The following is an 18,484-nucleotide window of genomic DNA, read 5'->3' on the forward strand; positions in this document are numbered from 1 at the left end:
GGCGAACCGCACAGGGTGGCCGGCGGTCGGTAGTTGGCGAACAGCGTGGGGTGGCCGGTGGCAGACTCTGTGGCCGGGAAATCGGGTGCGGGCGGCGGCGGGCGGTCGTAGAACTGGTGGATGGGATCTCGACTCTCCGCGGTCTGCTTTGCTGCTAACCGACCCGCGCGGGTGGCGCGGTTCTGGGTCGAGCTGCTGGGCTGGGCGGCGGTCGACGCGGTCACTCTTCGGCCTGGTGACGACGATGGGTTCCGGATTCGGTTTGTGGCGAGCGATGAGCCGAAGGCTGGGCAGAATCGGGCGCATTTCGACCTGACCAGTGACTCCCTGGCGGGGCAGGAGCGGACGGTGGCTCGGGTCCTTGAACTCGGCGGGCGGCACGTCGATGTCGGGCAGCTCCCGGAGGAGGAGCACGTCGTGCTCGCCGACCCGGAGGGCAACGAACTGTGCGTCATCGAACCGGGGAACAAGTTTCTGGCCGGCTGCGGGTTCGTCGGGGCGCTGGCCTGCGACGGTTCGCAGGCGGTCGGCTATTTCTGGAGTGCGGCGCTCGGGTGGCCGCTGGTCTGGGACCAGAACCAGGAGACCGCGATCCAGTCACCGCGGGGCGGCTCGAAGATCACGTGGAGCGGTTCGCCGGTGGGGCCGGGAATCGGCCCGGACCGAGTGACGTTCGACCTGACCCCGACCGGCGATTTGCGGGCCGAGGTCGACCGGCTGATCTCCCTCGGCGCGACGCACCTCGGCACCAGCGCGGAGAGCGTGCGGCTCGCCGACCCCGACGGCACCGAGTTCCGCGTCCTGGCCCGCCCGACCGAACCAGCCGAGAAGACCACCGGCCACCCGGCCGAACCAGCCGAGGAGACCGCCCACCGGCCGGCCGGACCAGACGATGAGTCCGCCCGCCGCCCGGCCGCCTAGCGGGCAGATCTTGTGGAACTCCCGTTAGGCGTGAGCGGCAATTCCACAAGATCGCGGGCACTGGCGCCCACCAGCTGCGGCTGCAGCAGCAGCGGCTGCGACCGCGGCGGCTGGGACCGCGACTGCGGCGACCGCGGCAGCTGCGGCGACCGCTGCGACTGCGACCGCGACTGCGGCAGCTGCGGCGACCGCTGCGACTGCGGCGGCTGCTAGAGGGAGCGGGCCAGGGACTGGCCGGCGGCTCGGCCGCTGAACAGGCAACCGCCTAGGAACGTGCCCTCCAGGGCGTTGTAACCGTGCACTCCGCCGCCGCCGAAACCGGCCACCTCGCCGGCCGCGTATAGGCCGGGGATGGGGGTGCCGGCCGCGGAGAGCGCGCGTGACTCCAGGTCGGTCTGGATGCCGCCGAGGGTCTTGCGGGTCAGGACGTGCAGTTTGACCGCGATCAGCGGGCCGGAGGCCGGGTCCAGGAAGCGGTGCGGGGCCACCGTGCGGCCGATCCGGTCGCCGCGGTAGCGCCGGGAGTTGTGGATGCCCTGGATCTGCGAGTCCTTGCTGTACGGGTTGTTGACCTGCAGGTCGCGCGCCTCGATCTGGCGGCGGATCAGCGCGGGGTCCAGCAGCGGCTCGTCGGTCAGCTTGTTCATGCCGGCCACCAGGTCGTCCAGCGACGTCGAGACGATGAAGTCGGCGCCGTTGCGCTTGAACGCCTCCACCGGGGCGGGCGCGCCCTTGCCGAGGATGCGCTCGCGGACGAACGCGCGGCGGTCCTTCGCGGTGATGTCGGGGTTCTGCTCGGAGCCGGACAGCGCGAACTCCTTGCGGATGATCTTCTGGGTGAGGATGAACCAGGAGTGATCGTGCACCGCGATGTCGGGGGTCGTGCGCAGGTGACGCAGGGTGGCCATGGTGTCGTAACCGGGCAGGCACGGGTCGGGCAGCCGGCGACCGAGCGCGTCGAACCACATCGACGACGGGGCGGGCAGGATGCGGATGCCGTGGCCGGGCCAGATCGGGTCCCAGTTGCGGATGCCTTCGGTGTAGTGCCACATCCGGTCGCGGTTGACCAGGCGGGCGCCGGCCTCGTCGGCGATGCCCAGCATCCGGCCGTCGACGTAGGCGGGCACGCCGGTGACCATGCTCTTCGGCGGGGTGCCGAGGTTCTCCGGCCAGAACTCGCGGACCATCTCGTGGTTGCCGCCGATGCCGCCGGTGGTCACCACGACCGCTTGCGCGGTCAATTCAAAGGCCGCGGTCTCGTCGCGGTTGGAGGTGATGCCGCGGGCCGCGGTGTCGGGGGCGAGGACTTTGCCGCGTACGCCGGTGACGGCGCCCGCCGTCACGATCAGCTCGTCCACCCGGTGCCGGTGATGGAACGTGACCAGCCCGGCCTCGGCCGCCTTGAGCACCGAGGCCACGAAGGGTGCGACCACGCCGGTGCCGGTGCCCCAGGTGATGTGGAAGCGCGGCACGCTGTTGCCGTGCCCGTCGGCGCGCAGGCTGCCGCGCTCGGCCCAGCCCACGGTGGGCAGCCAGCTCAGGCCGAGCGAGGAGAGCCAGGAGCGCTTCTCGCCGGCCGCGAACTCGACGTAGGCCCGGGCCCACTTGGCACCCCAGACGTCCTCGTCGTCGAGGCGGTCGAACTGGGCGCTGCCCTGCCAGTCGGACCAGGCCAGGTCGACCGAGTCGCGCACGCCGAGGCGGCGCTGCTCGGGGGTGTCGACCAGGAAGAGGCCGCCGAACGACCAGAACGCCTGGCCGCCCAGGTTGGCCGCGTTCTCCTGGTCGACCAGGGCGACGCGCTTGCCGGCGGTGACGAGCTCATGGGTGGCGGCCAGACCGGCAAGGCCGGCGCCGACTACGATGACGTCCGCATTCACGATTCAGGAATGTATCGGATACATCTTTGTATTGGATAGGGTTCGACGAGTGCGGGTCACGAAGAGGCGGGCCGAGACGCGCGGCCGGCTGCTGGAGGCCGCGTTCCGGGTGTTCGCGGCTAAGGGGTACGGGCAGGCGCGGATCGACGACGTCTGCGCCGAGGCCGGCTACACCCGCGGCGCGTTCTACTCGAACTTCGGCACCCTCGACGAGCTGTTCTTCGCCCTCTACGACGAGCGCGCCGCGATCATCGCGGCCCAGGTGACCGACGCGCTGACCGCCGACCGGGCCGCCCCGATCGAGCCGTCGATCCACGCGGTGATCGCCCGGACCGCCGCCACCCTGCTGCTCGACCGCGACTGGCTGCTGGTGAAGACCGACTTCCTGCTGCACGCCGCCCGCCACCCCGAGGTCGCCACCCGGCTCGCCGAGCACCGCACCCAGCTGCGCACCGCGATCGAGAGCCGGCTGCGCGGGGTACAGGGCCGGCTGGCCCTGCCCCCGGGCGTCGCCGACGTGCCGGCGGCGGCCCACGCGGTGGTGGCCGCCTACGACGGCGTGACCGTCCAGCTCCTGCTGGACGGCGACATGCCGGCCGCCCGAGCCTGGCTGACCCAGCTGCTCACCGCCCTGCTGGTCCGCTGACCGGCCGCCGCCCAACTCCCCCACCCGAGCCAGGACGGCCAGCGCGGCGCGGTCAGGCGGCGATGTCTTCGGCGGTGGCAGCCAGCACGCTTCGGACCGCGGACAGCAGGTCGTCCTCGGCGCCCAGGCCGGCCAGCACGCCGATCAGGTAGGCGCCGACCAGGTCGTAGTGCTCCTGGGCGATGTCCAGGCCGGCGTGCGCCGCGCGCAGCTCGCGACCGGAGTAGGACTCGGGGCCGCCGAGCAGTTGGCTCAGCAGGGCGACCATGTGCGATTTCAGGCGGGGCAGGTCGACGCCGACGAAGTAGGGCTGCAGGCGGTCATCGGCGAGGATCACGCGGTAGAGGCGATTGACCGCCTCGGTCACCGCGGGCTCCCCACCGGCTCGGGCATAGAGCGATGTGTCCACTGTGGCCTCCCGGCCACAAGCTAACCAACCGCGCCCGGCCGGCGCGGCCCCGCGCGGGCGCCCGAATCGGCACCAAATGGCGCGGCCGGCGGCGCGAAACGGCGAAGGTCGACGGCGCGAAACGGGGCGGATCAGCGGCGCGCGGCGAAGCGGCGCCAGGCGTCGTTGGCCACGGTGTGCACCGAGTCGAAGGCCTCGCGCAGGTCGGGCAGGGTGAACACCTCAGGGCTGCCGGTGCGGAACGCGGCCGCGCGGCGGGCCAGCGCGGCGTGCTGCGGGAACTGCGAAGCCAGATAGTCAGCGGCGGCGGCCTTGGAGATGATGTCGCCGGTGGCGGCGGTGTGGTGCAGGCGGGCCGGGCCGGTGACGAACCAGACCACGGTCTCGGCGTCCAGCGGCTCGGCGGGATCCAGCGCGGCCAGGTGCGGCTCGTTCGCGACCACCGACGGCTGCCAGTAGTCGCGCAGGTTGTCCAGGTTGTAGCGGAGCAGCTCACCCGGGTCGACCCGAACATCCAGATCGGCGATCTCCGGGCCGCGCACCTTCACCCCGTACCGCTGGAGGACCTGCCAGACCACCGGGGTGAGTTCGCCGCAGGGTTTTCCGGTTTGGAAGGCGCCGTTGACCACGAACGGGACCGGTTCCTTGTGGGTGGGCCAGGTGGTGGCGAGCGACGGCGGGACGTAGACGCTGTCGAAGTACGGGCGGGTGGCCAGCGACCGGTGGATCCGGTCCAGGGTGGCCAGGTCGTCGGCGGCCGGCTCGCGCGCGGTGAAGACGATGGTGTCGATGTCGCTGAGTTCGGGCTGCCAGGCATCTAGAACGGCCGAGCCGACGAGGTAGAGGCCTTGCACGAAACCGGGCAACTCCCGGTCGACGAGTTCTAGATAGGTGTTCGTCACCTGATCGATCACTCGGGCGATCCTAGGGTGTCGAGGAGGTCCACCCCGTGCGCCGCCGCGTGCGCCACCAGCAGCCGGCCCACCAACTCGGTCAGGTCGGCGCGGTCCCGCGACGGCAGCACCCCGAGCATCGCGGTCACGTCGGACTCGAAGCCGGCCGCCACCCCGGCCCCCAGCTCCCGGGCCCGGTCGGTGAGCACCACCAGGGACGAGCGGCGATCGGTGGGCGACGGGACCCGGGTGACCAGGCCCCGGCGCTCGGCCCGGTCGATCAGGCCGGTGACGCTCGACTTGTCCAGGCCGAGGAGTTTCGCCAGCTCCTGCATGGTGGGCCGGCGGTCGCGCAGGACGCCCAGCAGCCGGGTCTGGATCAGGGAGAGGTCGTGTTCGGCGGCCCGGCGCTCGAGGGCGCCCTGGATCAGGAACGAGAGCTGGGCGAGACCGTCGACGGTGCTGATGGCGGGCATGACGGCGAGACTACTTGATTTAGTATGTGCCACCAACTATCTTAGTTTGTGTCACGTACTAAATCCTGGAGGTCACCATGAAGATGCACGCCGCGGTCGTCACCTCGTTCGACGAGGCCCCGCACTACCTGCCGTTCGAGGTTCCCGAGGTGGGCGAGGGGCAGGTGCTGCTGGACGTCCTCGCGGTCGGGCTGCACCCCCGGGTCCGCACCGGCGCGACCGGGCAGCACTACACGAGCAGCGGCACGCTGCCGATGATCCCGGGCGTCGACGGCGTCGGCCGGCGCCCGGACGGCACAGCCGTCTACTTCGTGACCGACGACGACGTCATCGGGACCATGGCGGAGAAGGCCGTGGTGGACGCGCGCCGGATGATCGCGCTGCCGGCCGGCGCCGACGTCGCGAAGGTGGCGGCGGCGATGAACCCGGCCATGTCGTCGTGGGTCGCGCTGCGCCGGCGGGTGCCGATCCAGCCCGGCCAGAGCGTGCTGATCCTCGGTGCCACCGGAAACGCCGGGACGATGGCCGCGCAGGTGGCCAAGCGGCTCGGCGCCGGCCGGGTGGTCGCCGCCGGCCGCAACACCGAGCGGCTGGTGGCCGTGCCGGCCGACGCACACGTCGCGCTGGGCGACGGGCCGGACGCGCTCGCCGCCGCGGCCGCCGAGGTCGACATCGTGCTCGACTACCTGTGGGGCAAGCCGGCCGAAGCGGCGATCGTGGCGCTGCTGACGGCCCGGTCGGACCGCAGCCGGCAGCTGGACTGGATTCAGATCGGCTCGATGGCCGGGCCGACGATCGAGCTGCCGTCGGTGGCGCTGCGGTCGGCCAACTTCCGGCTGCAGGGCAACGGGCAGGGCGCCGTCTCGCCGCGCGCCTACCTGGCCGAGTTGCCGGCACTCATCGACGAGATCGATGCCGGATCGATCGCGGTCACGCCGCGGACCGTGCCGCTGGCCGACGTCGAGCGGGTCTGGAACGAGCCGGATGTTCCGGGCGAACGCCTCGTACTGACCCCGGCCGGAACCGGTTCCATCAGTGAGAGCGCTCTCTAGTTCCGGAACCTTTAAGGGAACCTTAAGTCGGGCAATGTGGACTTGACCGGGTGCTTGCGGGACGGGAACTGTAAACCCACTTTCCGGTTTCCCCCATCCCCAATCCGGGAGCATCCCCCATGCGCAAACGCGCCCTATTAGCGGCTTTCACGGCCTTGGTCGCGGTCGGTGGCGCCTTCGGCGTCCGCCTCGCGACGGCCGACGCCGCGCCGATCACCTTCAGCCATCCGGGCGTGCTGGTCAGTCGCGCCCAACTCGACTTCGTGAAGGGCCAGGTCACCGCCGGCGCCCAGCCCTGGACGGCCGCCTTCAACCAGCTCAAGGCCAGCTCGTACGCGTCGCTCTCGCGCACCCCCAAGCCGAGAGCGACCGTCGAGTGCGGCTCCTACTCCAACCCGAACAACGGCTGCACGGACGAGCGTGAGGACGCGATCGCGGCCTACACCGACGCGCTGGCCTGGTACATCACCGGCAACGCGGCCTACGCGCAGAAGTCGATCGCGCTGATGGACGCCTGGTCGGCCACGATCAAGGCACACACCAACAGCAACGGTCCGCTGCAGACCGGCTGGGCCGGATCGGTCTGGCCGCGCGCCGCGGAGATCATCAAGTACACGTACTCCAGCTGGCCCAACTCGGCCCGGTTCGCCACCATGCTGCGCACCGTGTACCTGCCGACCGTCATCGTCGGCAGCTCCAGCAACGGCAACTGGGAGCTGCCGATGATGGAGGCGGCCGTCGGGATCTCGGTGTTCCTCGACGACAAGGCCAGTTACGACCGGGCGATCACCCGGTTCAAGGCGCGGGCCGCCGCCTACATCTACATCACCGCGGACGGCGCGCAGCCGAAATACCCGCCGGTGGGCAGCGTCGACACCACCAGCGAGCTGATCAGCTTCTGGCAGGGCCAGAGCACCTTCGTGGACGGCCTGTCCCAGGAGACCTGCCGCGACTTCGTGCACACCGGCTACGGCATCTCGGCGATCAGCCACGTTGCCGAGACCACCCGCATTCAAGGCGAGGACCTGTGGCCCTCACTCCAGGACCGCATGCGCCAGGCCCTCGGTTTCCACACCAAATTCGAGAATGGTACGGCGGTCCCGTCGAACATCTGCGGCGGCAAGGTCACCAAGGGGCTCGGGCCGATCAGTGAGGTGGCGTTCAACGCGCTGCACAACCGGCTCGGTATCGCCATGACCAATTCGCAGACCTACACCGAATCGCGCCGCCCGCAGGGAACGAACAATCTGTTCGTCGCCTGGGAGACGCTGACCCACGCCAACAACCCGGCCTGAGGGGCTTCATCGTGAGATCTCGCAAACTTCTGGCCGGCGCGGTCATGTCCGTGGTCATCGGCGCGCTCGGCATCGTCGGCATCACCAGCGCTTTCGCCGCGTCATCCGGGACCCTGGTCAGTTCGGCCAACGGGAAATGCCTGGACGTCACCGACGGCTCGACCGCCAACGGCAATCTGCCGCAGATGTGGTCGTGCACCAGCAGCAATCAGAACCAGGTCTGGACGCTGGCCGACAACGGTTCGGTGCAGGGCCGCGGCAAGTGCCTCGACATCGTCAGCGGGGCGACCGCCAACGGTTCGGCCGTGCACCTCTGGGACTGCTACGACACGGTCGCCTCGCAGAAATGGACGCTGAGCGCGGGCAAGGATCTGGTCAACACCGCGTCCGGCAAATGCCTCGACATCAAGGACAACAACCTGGCCGACGGCGCGAAGCTGCAGATCTGGGATTGCGGCGGCTCGGCCAATCAGAAATGGACCTTCTCGGGAGGGACCACGACTCCGACGACGCCACCCACGTCCCCGACTACCGTTCCGCCGAACCCGGGCAACCCCGATCTCGGGCCGAACGTCACCGTGTTCGACCCGTCGATGTCGGCGTCGACCGTTCAGAGCAAGCTGACAAGCGTCTTCAACGCGCAGGTCAGCAACCAGTTCGGGTCCGCGCGCTACGCCCTGCTGTTCAAGCCGGGCAGTTACAACGTGGACGCCAACGTCGGCTTCTTCACTCAGGTCGCCGGCCTCGGCCTCTCCCCCGACCAGGTGACCATCAACGGTCACGTGCACGTCGAGGCGGACTGGTGGCCGGACGGCTCGCAGAACGCCACCCAGAACTTCTGGCGCTCGGCCGAGGGCCTGTCGGTGACCCCCGGTGACGGGCTGGACCGGTGGTCGGTGTCCCAGGCCGCCCCGTACCGCCGCATGCACGTACGCGGCAACCTGGCGCTGTCCGACGGCGGCTGGTCGTCCGGCGGCTTCATCGCCGACTCCAAGATCGACGGGCAGATCCAGTCCGGGTCGCAGCAGCAGTTCCTCACCCGCAACACCCAGATGGGCAGCTGGAACGGCTCCAACTGGAACCAGGTCTTCGTCGGCAGCCCGGGCGCGCCGGCGCAGAGCTTCCCGTCCCCGCCGTACACCACGGTCGGCTCGTCGCCGGTCATCGCCGAGAAGCCGTACCTGTACGTCGACAGCGCCGGCGCCTACCAGGTGTTCGTGCCGGCCCTGCGGACCAACGCGAGCGGCACCAGCTGGGCGGCCGGCACCCCGGCCGGCACCTCGCTGCCGATCAGCACGTTCTACGTGGTCAAGTCCGGGGACACCGCGGCCACCATCAACGCGGCCCTCGCGGCCGGTAAGAACCTGCTCGTCACGCCGGGTGTCTACCAGCTCAACCAGACCCTGAACGTGAACCGTGCGGGCACTGTCGTTCTCGGGCTCGGCCTGGCCACCTTCCAGCCCACCGGCGGGGTCGACGCGATCCACGTCGCCGACGTCGACGGGGTGCGGCTGGCCGGCATCCTGCTCGACGCCGGCACCACCAACTCGAACATCCTGCTGCAGGTCGGCCCGGCCGGTTCGTCGGCGTCGCACGCCGCCAACCCGACCGTGCTGTCCGACGTGTTCGTGCGGATCGGCGGCGCGGTCGCCGGCAAGGCCACCACCAGCGTCGAGGTCAACAGCAACAACGTGATCGGCGACCACGCGTGGATCTGGCGGGCCGACCACGGGGTCGGCACCAACACGGTCGGCTGGACGTACAACCCGGCCAAGACCGGCCTGGTGGTGAACGGTCAGAACGTGACGTTCTACGGCCTGTTCGTCGAGCATTACCAGCAGTACCAGACCATCTGGAACGGTAACGGCGGGCGGACCTACTTCTACCAGAACGAGATGCCGTACGACCCGCCGAACCAGGCCGCCTACATGAACGGCTCCACCCAGGGCTGGGCCGCCTACAAGGTGGCCGATTCGGTGACGTCGCACGAGGCGTGGGGGCTGGGCAGCTACGCCTACTTCAACGTCAATCCGGCGGTCGTGAACGCTCGCGCCTTCGAGGTCCCGGTCAACGCCGGCGTGAAGTTCCACGACATGGTGACGGTGTCGCTCGGCGGCGTCGGCACGATCAGCCACGTCATCAACAACACCGGTGCCGCGGTGAACAGCGGTCACCAGGTGACCAGCATCGTCAGCGGGCCTTGATCCCCCGGCTCGGCCCGGTCGTTTCGCGGCGACCGGGTCGAGCCCACTATTCGAGTTCCGCGGTTATCTGCGCGGTGGTCGCCGCGCGGCCGGACCGGCTCGCCTCGGCCGCGTCGGCGGGAGACAGCTGGGCGGCGACGGCGGCCAGCGCCGGTTCGACCACCAGCCGATCGTCGGCCGACCGGGGCTCGTCGATCCGCTGCCGGATCGCCTCGGCGTGGCCGAGCAGCCGGGCCGCCATCCGCGCCTGGCCGAGGCGGGCCCGGCAATGCGCCAGCCCCTCCAACGAGCGCACCACGCCGCCGAGGTCGCCGACCGTCAGTCGCAGCGACAGCGACTCCCGGTGCAGCGGATCGGCCTCGGCGTGCCGGCCGGCCAGGTCGAGGACGCGGGCCCGGGACTCCAGCGCCCGCGCGGTGCCGCGGTCGTCGCCGAGCGTCCGGAACCCGGCGATACTGCGGTCCAGCAGGTCCATCGCCTCGTCCAGCGCGCCGATGGTCCGCAGCGCGAGAGCCAGATTGTTGCGGAGCAGAGCCGTGTTGTAGGCGTCCCCGCCCGCCTCGAACGCGGCCAGCGAGCCGCGGAAGCGGGTCACGGCGCGGTTCCACTCGCCGGCGTCGAGGGCGACGTTGCCGAGGTTGTTGAGAGCGCTGGCCGTGCCGAGGGTGTCGCCGGCCCGGTCGAACAGGGTCAGCGCGTCCTCGTGGAAGCGTCGGGCGGCCTCGAAGTCACCCTGGTCACGGGCTAGATTACCGGCGGCTTTGAGTGCTCCCGCCCGTACCGTCGCGGGAATTTGATCTTGATCTTGATCTGGCCCGAGGACGCGGTCGAGCCAGCGGCGGCCGGCCACCAGATGCCCGCGGATCTCCCAGAACCGCCACAGCTGACCGGCCATCTCGTGCGCGGTCGACGCCCGGCCGGTGCGCAGGCAGCGTTCGAGGACCTCCTGGATGTTGCGGTGCTCGGTGTCCAGTTCGCGCAGCGCCTCCTGCTGGCGGGGACCGGTCAGCTCGGCCGCGAGCCGGGCGACCAGCTCGGCGAACACCTCGGTGTGCCGCTGTTCGACGGCGGCCTCGGGCTGCGCGCCGGCGAATTCGCGGACCAGCGCCGGCATCGTGAAGCGATTGCCGTCGACCGGAGTGACCAGGCCCGCCTCGACAAGTTCGGCGGTGCCGCCCAGCGCATCGTCGACCGCGCAGATCTCCTCGGCGCGGGCCAGGTTCCAGCCGCCGGCGAAGACCGCGAGCCGGCGCAGAAACGTGGCCGCGTCCGGGGTGAGCAGGGCAACGCTGTAGGCGAGGGCGCCGGTCAGCGAACGCTGCCGCTCGGGCGCGTCCCGGTCGCCCCGGTCGAGCAGGCGCAGCACCGGGCGGCCGACCAGCTCGCGCGGCGAGACGATGCGCACCCAGCCGGCCGCCAGTTCCAGCGCGAGCGGCAGGCCCTCGACCGCCCGGCACAGGTCCGCGACGATCACCCGTTCGTCGTCGTCCGGGGACCAGCGTGGCGCGACCACCCCGGCCCGGTGCAGGAAGACCTCCATCGCCAGGGCCGGTTCCAGCGCGTTCAGGCGCAGCTCGGTCTCGCCCCGCAACCGCAGCGGGGCCTGGCTGGTGATCAGCACCCGGAGGGTGGGGCAGGACGCGACCAGGTCGCTGACCACCGGGGCGGCGGACATCAGGTGTTCGAAGTTGTCCAGGACCAGCAGGGCGGGTGCGCCGGCCGCCCAGGCGCGGATGCCGTCGGCGCCGGCCGACCGCAGCCGCAGCGACTCGGCCACCGCCGGCACCACCAGCTGCGGGTCCTGCAGGTCGGCGAGGGGCGCGAAGCCGACCGGATCGGACCAGGCGCGGGCGATCTCCACGGCGAGCCGGGTCTTGCCGACGCCGCCGCGGCCGGTGAGCGTCACCAGGCGCCGGGCCGGGTCACGCAGGACGGTGGTCGCCTCGGCGATCTCGTCCTGGCGCCCGAACAGCGGAGTGGGTTCCCCCGGCACCGCCGCCGGCTTGGTGACGCTGTTCCTGGCCGCGCCGAGCAGCGCCGACCGGTCCGGGTCGGGCAGCCGGAGCGCGTCGGCCAGGCGGTGGATCGTCGCGGTGCGCGGGTTCAGCGTGATGCCGCGCTCCAGATCGCTCACCCCGCGGGTGCTGATCTCGGCGCGGTGGCCGAGCTCCTCCTGCGTCAGGTTGGCGCGGATCCGGAACGCGCGGAGCACCCCGGCGAAGCTGTCGGTCACACCTCCATTTCATCGGCCCACAGTGCACCCACGTAACGGGTGTACGGACAACTGTGGGCGGTACTTCATGGTGACTGTGGGTGGCTGCGGCGGAGGCTGAGCACATCGAAAACAGCTGGTCCCGACTCTGCTGGAGGTCCCCAATGACTCACCACCACACGCGCGCCGGTCTCGGTCTCGTCCGTAAGGCGAGCAAGGAAGCGGAAACAAACTCGGATGCGGTGGGTGTCCTCGCCGGTGCCGCCGCCGGCGGAACGGCCGCCTGGCTCGGCATCACCGCGGGCGTGGGTCTGCTCACCGCGGTCTGCCCGCCCGCCGGGCTCGCGGTGGCCGCTCACCTGGCGCTTCCGGCGTTCGGGGCGGCGGTCGGGGGTGGCGCGCTGGCCGGTGTGAAGGGGGCCAAGGCCATCCGCAAATCGCGCACCTGAGCTGCGCGTCGAGCCGGCCACCCAGGCGGGGGTGGCCGGCCTCGGCCGTTAGTCCAGGTCGGACATGTCCAAGACGAAGCGGTAGCGGACGTCGCCCTTTTCCAGGCGGGTCAAGGCTTCCTCCACCTGCGCGGAGGGCAGCACCTCGACGTCGGCGGTGATGCCCTTCTCGGCGCAGAAGGACAGCAGTTCGGCGGTGTACTTGGTGCCGCCGGTGCCGGAGGAGGTCAAATTCTTGCGGCCGAAGGTCAGCTCCATGATGCGCACCGAGGTCTCCAGCGGGGCGCCGAGCACGCTGAGGGTGCCCTCCAGGGTGAGCAGGCGCAGCAGCGGCGAGAAGTCGTGCAGCGCGGCGATGGTGTCGAGGATCAGGTCGAAGCGGCCGAACGCCTGCTTCATCTGCGTCTCGTCGGTGGTGAGCAGGAGATCCTTCGCGCCCAGCGACAAAGCGTCGGCGGCCTTGTCCGGGGTGCGGCTCAGCACGGTGACCTCGGCTCCTAGCGCCACGGCCAGCTTCACGCCGAGGTGGCCCAGGCCGCCCAGGCCGGCCACCGCGACCCTGCTGCCCGGGCCGATGCCGGCCGCGCGCAGCGGCTCCCACATGGTGATTCCGGCGCACATCAGCGGGGCCGCGGCGGCCGGGTCGAGGCCCTCGGGCAGGTGGTAGGCGAACTTCTCGCGCACCACGTACTCCCGGCTGTAGCCGCCCAGGGTGGTGCTGCCGTCGACCCGGTCCCGGCCGCCGTAGCTGCTGGTCACGCCCTGGTAGCAGAAGTTCTCCTGGCCGATCCGGCACATCGCGCACTCGCCGCACGAGTCGACGATGGTGCCGACCGCGACCCGGTCGCCCACCGCGAAGCCGGTCACCGCCGGGCCGGTAGCGGTGACCGTGCCGGTGAACTCGTGGCCCGGCACCAGGCCGTCGGTGGGCTTGCCGGTGACGCCGTGGATCGCGTGCAGGTCGCTGCGGCAGACGCCGCAGTAGTCGACGCGCACCGCGAGATCGTCGTCGCGCAGCTCGCGGCGCTCGATCGGGACACGCCGCAGCGCGGTGGAACGGTCGCTGCTCTGCCATCCGGTGGTGGTGCGCATGGTTCCTCCAAAGACAGACTGTTCGGTCTGTCTTCGACCGTAGCCCGGGTCGCGCAGGAAAACAAACCAACTCGTCTGTTTGTTAAAGTTGCCGCATGCCCGCCCTGCCGACCACCGCCAAAGGCGCCGCGACCAGCCGTCGCATCCTCGACGCGGCCGCCGAGGAATTCGCCGAACGCGGCATCGCCGGCGCCCGGGTCGACCGCGTGATCACCGCGGCCAACACCAACAAGGCCCAGCTGTACGGCTACTTCGGCAGCAAGGACGGCCTGTTCGACGCGGTGATCGCCGACCGCACCGGCCGGCTGATGAGCAACGTCCCGTTCGACGCGGGCGACCTGGCCGGCTGGGCCGTGCGGATGTACGACGAGAACCTCCGCCACCCCGACCTGCTCCGCCTGGTCGCCTGGCTGCGGCTGGAGCGGCGCCCGGCCGGCCGACTGGCACCGGACAGCCCCCGGGACGAACCGAAGCTGGCCGCCATCGCCGCCGCCCAGGCCGCCGGCCGGGTGCGCGACGGCGACCCGTTCGACCTGTTCGCCCTGGTCCTGTCGATGGCCTTCGCCTGGTCCTCGGCCAGCGGCTTCTACGCCGCCTCGGCCGACGACCCGGCCGACGACCATGACCGGCGCCGCACCCTGCTGCACGAGAGCGTGCAACGCGCCGTGACACCGCTCGCGTAGACACTGTCTACCCGAGCTGGTAGACACTGTCTATGAGTTCGGGGGATCTTGAGGCTCGGCTCGTGGCGGCCGGGGTCGAGTTGCTCGCCGAGGCCGGCACCGATGCGCTCTCGCTGCGGGAGATCGCCCGCCGGGCGGGCGTTTCGCACGGCGCTCCGCGGCGCTACTTCCCCACTCGGCAGGCGTTGCTGGCGGCCATCGCCCGTGAGGGATATCGGAAACTCGGCCTACTGGTGGCCGCCACCATCGGGGACGACGCGGCCGATCCGCGCACCGCACTTCTGGCGCTGGGCCGGCAATACGTCGCGTTCGCCCGGGGCGAGTCGGGGATGTTCGCCCTGATGTTCCGGCACGATCTGCTGCGCGGTAACAACATCGGCCTGCGCGAGGAGAGCACGCCGCTGTTCGGCGTACTCGTGGAAATGCTGAAGCGGGCCGGCCAAGCGCAACCGGCCGCCGAGGCCGCGGCTCTCTGGGCCGCCCTGCACGGCATCGCTCAGCTCTGGCACTGGGGAACGCTGCAGGTGGTGACCGGATTGGACGATCCGGAACCGCTGCTCGTCGCCGCCGTCGACGCCCACCTGCGAAAGGTTTCCGAATGATCCTGCCCACCGTGCTCCGCGCCGCGCTGCTACCGCTGAACCGGATCGCGTTCCGGCCCGAGGTGCACGGGGTCGGCAACATTCCGGACCACGGGCCGGTCATTCTCGCCGCCAATCACCTGTCGTTCCTGGACAGTTTTCTCATTCCGCTGGTGACGCCGCGGCGGGTGTCGTTCATGGCCAAGCAGGAGTATTTCGATCGGGGCGGGGCCAAGCAGTGGGTGACCCGTAACTTCCTGACCGGGATCGATGCCATTCCGGTGCCGCGCGGCGGTTTCCGGGCCGCGCAGGAATCCCTCGAAATCGCGTTGCGGCTGCTGGAGAACGGCGGCGTGTTCGGCATTCACCCGGAGGGCAGCCGGTCCCGCGACGGACGGCTCTACCGGGGGCGGACCGGGGTGGCCTGGCTGGCGATCGCGTCCGGGGCGCCGGTCGTGCCGGTGGCGCTGGTCGGCACCGAGCGGATCCAGCCGGTCGGCGCGCGTTTTCCCCGGCCCGGGAAGGTCGTCGTGCACTTCGGCGTGCCGTTGCGGTTCACTCCCCCGGCCGACGGCAAGCAGGGGCCGGCCCGGCGCCGGGCCGCCGACGAGATCATGGCGGCCATCGCGGCGCTGTCCGGCCAGGAGGTGGCCGACGAGTTCAACGAGCTGTCGGCGGGATGAGCGCTTTAACCCAGACCGAGCAGAGGCGCGGCCGCGCGGAACCGGGCGGGATCGCCGAGCAGGTCGGTGGAGTCGACGGCCTGGTCGATGGTGCCGGGCAGGCGCGGAATCACGCCGTGCCGGACGCCGACGCGTTCTAGAACTCCGCGCAGCGTTGGGTCGGTTATCTCGGCGGAGAGGGCAATCGTGTAGCGGTCGGCCTGCAGAACTCTGATGTCACGGTTATAGAACTGTCGCGGTGACGGATCTAGCGGCGGGCACAGGCCCAGCTCGTTTGTCGCGGTGGCGAGAGTGCTCATCGCCGTACCGATGGATGCCTCTCGGTCCGGCCAGGACGGCGCGGCCAGCGCGGCAGCCAGCGCCGGGCCGACCGAGGTCGCGATCGGCAGTTCCGCGAAGGCTCGGCCCAGCCACTTGCCATAGGGTGCCCAGCAGCGGGAGATGAGAAACGCCAGCCGGACCAGCTCGCGGGTCAGGCGGGCGGCCAGCAGGCGGGAACCCAGGTCGTCGCCGGTCGAGCCGGTGCGAGCGACGAACGCCTCCTCCTGCGAGACCTTCAGCCAGCCGGCGGCGAGGGCGTAACGCCAGACGTCGTCCGGGTACCAGGCGAGCGCGTCTCGGCGGCGGGCCAGCGAACCCGCCGGATCGTGGAAGACCGCACCCCGGGTCAGGCTCGCCAGCAGCTGGGTCGGGGTGAGCAGCCAGTCCGCGACGGTCACCCCGGCGCCGGGGTCGAAGCCCAGGATGCCGGTGAAGAACTCGCCGACGGTGTCCCGACCGGGCCGGAACACCTGCACCCGGGGGCCGAAGTCGTGGTCGGGCGACACCTCGTCGTCGTAGCCGAGCACCTCCGAACCGGGCCCCAGCAGGGCGGCCGCGTGCGGCACCCCGGCCAGCCCGGGCGCCACCTCGTCGAAGTAGTAGCGCCGTGCGATCTCGATCCCGTTCATCCCCACCAGAGGTACCACCCGCACGCCCGGTGCGTCTTCGGTTGCGAACCCGGGTGGAACGTCAGAACCGCACCCGGACGAACCGATCAGACGGGCCGTGATGAGCAGAACCCTGCGCCGCCTCGCCACGATGGTGGTCTCGGCCGCGCTGATCTTGGCGCCGGCTCCCTCGGAAGCGGCCCGGCCGGACGCCGACGCGGCGAGGCCGCTGAGGGTGATGCCGCTGGGTGACTCGATCACGTTCGGGGTCGGGTCGCCGAGCTACGACGGCTACCGCACCGCGCTGCGCCGCTGGCTCGCCGCCGACGGCGTGCAGGTCGACTACGTCGGCTCGATGCGCAGCGGCACCGGGCCGGACCGGGACAACGAGGGCCACAAGGGCTGGACCGTCGCGCAGCTCGCCGAGCAGGTCGACGGCTGGCTGGCCATCTACCGGCCGGACGTGATCCTGCTGCACATCGGCACCAACGACATGGTGCGCCGGGTCCCGGACGCGGCCGGGCAGCTCGACCGGCTGCTCGACCGGATCGCCGCCGACGCGCCGCAGGCGGAGGTGTTCGTCGCCCGGATCGTCGGGATCGCCGACGACCGGGAGGTGGGCAGCCGGGTGCGGCGGACCGCCGCCTACAACGACGCGGTCACCGAGATCGTGGCGAGCAAGGGAGTGCGGTTCCATCTGGTCGACCAGAGCGACGTGCGCGGCGCCGACATGTGGAACCGGGAGCACCCGAACGACTTCGGCTACCACAAGATGGCGTGGAACTGGTACCGGGCGATGCGGCCGGCGGGCCGGGAGGCGGCCGACGACCCGTACCGGGTGCGGGAGGCAGTGCGCTGCAGCGCGAAACTGGGCTGCCACACCGATCAGCTGAACAGGTACAGCAGCGCGCCGACCGCGACCACCGCGGCACCGGCGACGACCGATGGCCAGGGCAGCGCGAACGCCAGCAGCAGGCATCCGGCCAGCCCGGCCAGGGGCACGAACCGCACGAGACGGAACGCGGCGGCGTTGGCGATCGCGTAGTAGAGCAGCACGCCGAACGACGAGAAGCCGATCGCGCCGCGCAGGTCCACGGTCGCGACGAGCGCCGCGACCAGCAGACCGACCGCGAGCTCGGCCCGCCGGGGAACGCCCGAGCGGGTGTCGACGACGGCCAGGGCACGCGGCAGGAAGCCGTCCCGGGCCATCGCCAGGCCGGTTCGGGAGACCCCGAGGATCAGCGCGAGCAACGCCCCTAGCGACGCCACGGCCGCACCCACCCGGACCACCGGCGCCAGCCACCCGGCGGAGGCGTCGGCCAGCGGCGAGGTGGAGGCCGCGAGCCCGGCCGGGCCGAGAGCGGTCAGGAGGGCGAGCGCGACCAGGGCGTAGACGACCAGGACCACGGTCAGCGAGATGGTGACGGCGCGCGGGATGGTGCGGGCCGGGTCGCGCACCTCCTCGCCCAGGGTGGCGATCCGGGCGTACCCGGCGAAGGCGAAGAACAACAGCCCGGCTCCCTGCAGGACGCCGAAGGGGTGCAACTCTCCCCCGGCAGTTATAGAACTCGGGCCGGCGAAGGCGGACACCACGACCGCGGCCAGCACGGCCAGGACGACCACCACGATGACCCGGGTGGCCTGCACCGAGCGCTGCACGCCGAACAGGTTCAGCACGGTCAGGCCGAGCACGGCCGCCACGGCGACCGGGCGGGCGAACCCCGGGACGGCATAGGTCGCGAAGGTGAGGGCCATCGCCGCGCAGGAGGCGGTCTTGCCGACGACGAAGCTCCAGCCGGCCAGGTAACCCCAGAACCGGCCGAGCCGTTCCCGCCCGTACACATAGGTGCCGCCGCTGGCCGGATAGCGGGCCGCCAAGCGTGCCGACGACGTGGCATTGCACCAGGCGACCGCCGCGGCGAGCGCGAGCGAGAGCGGAAGCCAGCCGCCCGCCGCGTGCGCGGCGGGCGCGAACGACGCGAACACCCCGGCGCCGAGCATGGCGCCCAGCCCGACCACCACCGCGTCCCGGGTGTCCAGCCGGCGGCTGAGCTCGGTCATTCGGCCTCCCCGCGGCGC

General features: G+C 71.2%; 17 protein-coding genes and 1 pseudogene. 10 read left to right on the plus strand and 8 right to left on the minus strand.

Features of this window, described 5'->3' with window-relative positions; genetic code table 11:
- The first annotated feature begins 120 nt into the window (after nucleotides 1-120).
- The gene (locus Ate02nite_RS17210) at nucleotides 121-921 is read left to right on the plus strand and encodes a VOC family protein (protein ID WP_203806550.1); all 801 of its coding nucleotides are present in this window, start codon (nucleotides 121-123) and stop codon (nucleotides 919-921) included.
- A 209-nt stretch (nucleotides 922-1,130) separates the two neighbouring features.
- On the opposite strand, the gene Ate02nite_RS17215 is transcribed toward Ate02nite_RS17210, so the two are convergent.
- The gene (locus Ate02nite_RS17215) at nucleotides 1,131-2,801 is read right to left on the minus strand and encodes an FAD-binding dehydrogenase (protein WP_203806552.1); all 1,671 of its coding nucleotides are present in this window, start codon (nucleotides 2,799-2,801) and stop codon (nucleotides 1,131-1,133) included.
- Nucleotides 2,802-2,850: 49 nt separating this feature from the next.
- Here Ate02nite_RS17215 and Ate02nite_RS17220 point away from each other — a divergent pair, with 49 nt between their 5' ends.
- Nucleotides 2,851-3,447, plus strand: coding sequence for a TetR/AcrR family transcriptional regulator (locus Ate02nite_RS17220; protein WP_203806554.1), 597 nt, complete (start codon nucleotides 2,851-2,853; stop codon nucleotides 3,445-3,447).
- Nucleotides 3,448-3,499: 52 nt separating this feature from the next.
- Here the strand turns inward: Ate02nite_RS17220 and Ate02nite_RS17225 are convergent, their stop codons facing one another.
- The 3 genes from Ate02nite_RS17225 to Ate02nite_RS17235 form a co-directional block, all read right to left on the minus strand.
- Entirely contained in the window at nucleotides 3,500-3,856 is a 357-nt protein-coding gene (locus Ate02nite_RS17225) for a group I truncated hemoglobin (RefSeq protein WP_203806556.1), read from the minus strand.
- A 131-nt stretch (nucleotides 3,857-3,987) separates the two neighbouring features.
- Nucleotides 3,988-4,770, minus strand: a complete 783-nt coding sequence (locus Ate02nite_RS17230) for a nucleotidyltransferase domain-containing protein (protein WP_203806558.1) — start codon at nucleotides 4,768-4,770, stop codon at nucleotides 3,988-3,990.
- The gene (locus Ate02nite_RS17235) at nucleotides 4,767-5,225 is read right to left on the minus strand and encodes a MarR family winged helix-turn-helix transcriptional regulator (RefSeq protein ID WP_203806560.1); all 459 of its coding nucleotides are present in this window, start codon (nucleotides 5,223-5,225) and stop codon (nucleotides 4,767-4,769) included. Before Ate02nite_RS17235 ends, Ate02nite_RS17230 begins: the two co-directional genes overlap by 4 nt.
- Before the next feature lie 77 nt (nucleotides 5,226-5,302).
- Here Ate02nite_RS17235 and Ate02nite_RS17240 point away from each other — a divergent pair, with 77 nt between their 5' ends.
- From Ate02nite_RS17240 to Ate02nite_RS17250, 3 genes are all read left to right on the plus strand, one after another.
- The gene (locus Ate02nite_RS17240; RefSeq protein ID WP_239147478.1) at nucleotides 5,303-6,277 is read left to right on the plus strand and encodes a quinone oxidoreductase family protein; all 975 of its coding nucleotides are present in this window, start codon (nucleotides 5,303-5,305) and stop codon (nucleotides 6,275-6,277) included.
- A 119-nt stretch (nucleotides 6,278-6,396) separates the two neighbouring features.
- Nucleotides 6,397-7,572 carry an alginate lyase family protein gene (locus Ate02nite_RS17245; RefSeq protein WP_239147479.1) on the plus strand — a complete coding sequence of 392 codons (1,176 nt, stop codon included), beginning with the start codon at nucleotides 6,397-6,399 and terminating at the stop codon, nucleotides 7,570-7,572.
- Nucleotides 7,573-7,616: 44 nt separating this feature from the next.
- A complete protein-coding gene (locus Ate02nite_RS17250) occupies nucleotides 7,617-9,776 on the plus strand; it encodes a pectate lyase-like domain-containing protein (protein WP_203806869.1) in 2,160 nt (719 codons plus the stop codon).
- Between the two features lie 46 nt (nucleotides 9,777-9,822).
- Here Ate02nite_RS17250 and Ate02nite_RS17255 read toward each other — a convergent pair whose 3' ends face one another.
- A complete protein-coding gene (locus Ate02nite_RS17255) occupies nucleotides 9,823-12,009 on the minus strand; it encodes an ATP-binding protein (RefSeq protein WP_203806562.1) in 2,187 nt (728 codons plus the stop codon).
- 143 nt (nucleotides 12,010-12,152) lie between these two features.
- Between Ate02nite_RS17255 and Ate02nite_RS17260 the strand changes: the two genes are divergently transcribed.
- Complete coding sequence (locus tag Ate02nite_RS17260) at nucleotides 12,153-12,437, plus strand: hypothetical protein (protein ID WP_203806564.1); 285 nt, start codon at nucleotides 12,153-12,155, stop codon at nucleotides 12,435-12,437.
- Between the two features lie 48 nt (nucleotides 12,438-12,485).
- On the opposite strand, the gene Ate02nite_RS17265 is transcribed toward Ate02nite_RS17260, so the two are convergent.
- The gene (locus Ate02nite_RS17265; protein ID WP_203806566.1) at nucleotides 12,486-13,529 is read right to left on the minus strand and encodes an NAD(P)-dependent alcohol dehydrogenase; all 1,044 of its coding nucleotides are present in this window, start codon (nucleotides 13,527-13,529) and stop codon (nucleotides 12,486-12,488) included.
- A gap of 95 nt (nucleotides 13,530-13,624) precedes the next feature.
- Here Ate02nite_RS17265 and Ate02nite_RS49435 point away from each other — a divergent pair, with 95 nt between their 5' ends.
- Genes Ate02nite_RS49435 through Ate02nite_RS17280 form a run of 3 tightly spaced genes read left to right on the plus strand, consistent with a single transcriptional unit; the run spans nucleotide 13,625 to nucleotide 15,476 of the window.
- Nucleotides 13,625-14,212, plus strand: coding sequence for a TetR/AcrR family transcriptional regulator (locus tag Ate02nite_RS49435; protein WP_203806568.1), 588 nt, complete (start codon nucleotides 13,625-13,627; stop codon nucleotides 14,210-14,212).
- Between the two features lie 32 nt (nucleotides 14,213-14,244).
- Nucleotides 14,245-14,814 (plus strand): TetR/AcrR family transcriptional regulator, encoded by a 570-nt coding sequence (locus Ate02nite_RS17275; protein ID WP_203806570.1) that lies wholly within the window; start codon nucleotides 14,245-14,247, stop codon nucleotides 14,812-14,814.
- A complete protein-coding gene (locus Ate02nite_RS17280) occupies nucleotides 14,811-15,476 on the plus strand; it encodes a lysophospholipid acyltransferase family protein (protein ID WP_203806572.1) in 666 nt (221 codons plus the stop codon). The genes Ate02nite_RS17275 and Ate02nite_RS17280 overlap by 4 nt, the downstream gene beginning before the upstream one ends.
- A gap of 5 nt (nucleotides 15,477-15,481) precedes the next feature.
- Here the strand turns inward: Ate02nite_RS17280 and Ate02nite_RS17285 are convergent, their stop codons facing one another.
- Complete coding sequence (locus Ate02nite_RS17285; RefSeq protein WP_239147481.1) at nucleotides 15,482-16,450, minus strand: DUF4037 domain-containing protein; 969 nt, start codon at nucleotides 16,448-16,450, stop codon at nucleotides 15,482-15,484.
- Between the two features lie 193 nt (nucleotides 16,451-16,643).
- Between Ate02nite_RS17285 and Ate02nite_RS48795 the strand changes: the two are divergent.
- Nucleotides 16,644-17,171: pseudogene (locus Ate02nite_RS48795) on the plus strand (SGNH/GDSL hydrolase family protein); the annotation flags it as partial.
- Between the two features lie 119 nt (nucleotides 17,172-17,290).
- On the opposite strand, the gene Ate02nite_RS17290 reads toward Ate02nite_RS48795, so the two are convergent.
- Nucleotides 17,291-18,466 carry an APC family permease gene (locus Ate02nite_RS17290; protein ID WP_203806574.1) on the minus strand — a complete coding sequence of 392 codons (1,176 nt, stop codon included), beginning with the start codon at nucleotides 18,464-18,466 and terminating at the stop codon, nucleotides 17,291-17,293.
- Between the last annotated feature and the right edge of the window lie 18 nt (nucleotides 18,467-18,484).

The organism is Paractinoplanes tereljensis (assembly GCF_016862435.1).
GTDB lineage: Bacteria > Actinomycetota > Actinomycetes > Mycobacteriales > Micromonosporaceae > Actinoplanes > Actinoplanes tereljensis.